This is a genomic window from Pseudoalteromonas sp. 78C3 (assembly GCF_002836695.1).
Taxonomy (GTDB): Bacteria; Pseudomonadota; Gammaproteobacteria; order Enterobacterales; family Alteromonadaceae; genus Pseudoalteromonas; species Pseudoalteromonas arctica.
This window is the reverse complement of the sequence record NZ_PJAV01000039.1, coordinates 1-1305: the sequence shown is the minus strand read 5'-3', so window position 1 is coordinate 1305 and position 1305 is coordinate 1. Positions and strand designations below refer to the sequence as shown.

Here is a 1305-nt window from a genome sequence, read left to right as displayed (position 1 = left end):
ACATTGCAGTGGCAGCCACTTATCTTGGATTTTAGTCAGTAATTCAAATACCACGGGCAAACTAAACATTATCAATAAAACGCCTTATCAAATTGATCAAACAAGTACCTTTCTTGAAGCGATACTTCGTCCGCCCATTTCTTAATTAGATTAATTTTTAATGACCTATTTATCCTTTAATAATGGATAAAGGTTTCGTGTTTATTAATTTTAAAATTAAGAATTTTTATGTATATATATTTAAAAAATGCAGGTTTAGTCCTGTCTTTATGTATGGCTGTGAGTTTTTCAGTTGCCACTTATGCCAAACAGAAAAGTATTTCATGGCTAGATAGTCAAATAAATAAAGATCCCGAAGTTGTTGCGGCTAAAGAGTTACTTAATGCAAGTAATCATAGAGCCAAGAGCTTAACTAAAGCCGTATATAACCCAGAGCTTGAAGCAAGCTATGAAAAAGAGGGTGATTTTGATAATTATTCTATTGGTATCAGTCAAACGATTGATTTTTGGGATAAGCAATCAGCAAATAAAAGCATTGGTGAAATTGGTGTTTATGCAAACCAGCAACAATTGTTATCTCTACTCGATTCTAAAAAGGCTAACGCTTTAACTGCAATAGTTAATTGGCAAGCAGCAAAAAAGGTGGCTCAGTTACTTTCAGTAAGAGAAAATCAATTACAAACGCTCGTTGGAATTATTGAAGATAAGCGAAAAGCAGGACTTTTAGAGCCACTTGACGCTGAACTGGTTTATTTAAACTTGTCCCAAGTTTTCAGTGAAATATCTGAGTCGCAAATTGCTTTGAAAAATGCAGAGGTAAATGTTCAGGAGTTATTGCCTGATTGGACGCCTAATACTACCAATTTGTTTTCATTTACTTTTGGAGCAACAAACTATTCATTTAACTCTCAGTGGGTTGAGGAACATCCAAAAGTTAAACTCGCTAGAGCGCAATGGAAGATAAAACAATCTAAAGCTCAACTAACCACTATGGAATCTAAAGCCAATCCAACCATTGGAGTTAACGCAGGGAAAAGTGGAGATGAAGACTTGATTGGCGTGACTTTCTCAATGCCTTTAAATATCAGAAATAACTATTCAGATACTGTTAAAGCCGCTTATTCAGAAGCAATTGCAGCAGAGGCTAACTTTCGGTCGGTTTATCGAAAGCAGTCATTTGAAGCAAAAGCTAATTATGAATCGCTTATTGTCAGTAAAAAATATTATGAGCAATGGCAAAAACTGACAAAAGGCAGATTAGATAGCAGCGAAAACTTATTAAATAAGCGCTGGGAAGCTGGTGAC

At 35.2% G+C, this 1305-nt stretch carries 1 protein-coding gene; it reads left to right on the top strand.

Annotation, left to right across the window (positions count from 1 at the left end; genetic code table 11):
• Nucleotides 1-228 precede the first annotated feature (228 nt).
• Nucleotides 229-1305, top strand: a 1077-nt coding sequence (locus CXF76_RS00700) for a TolC family protein (protein WP_101162810.1), incomplete at its 3' end; no start/stop codon positions are given.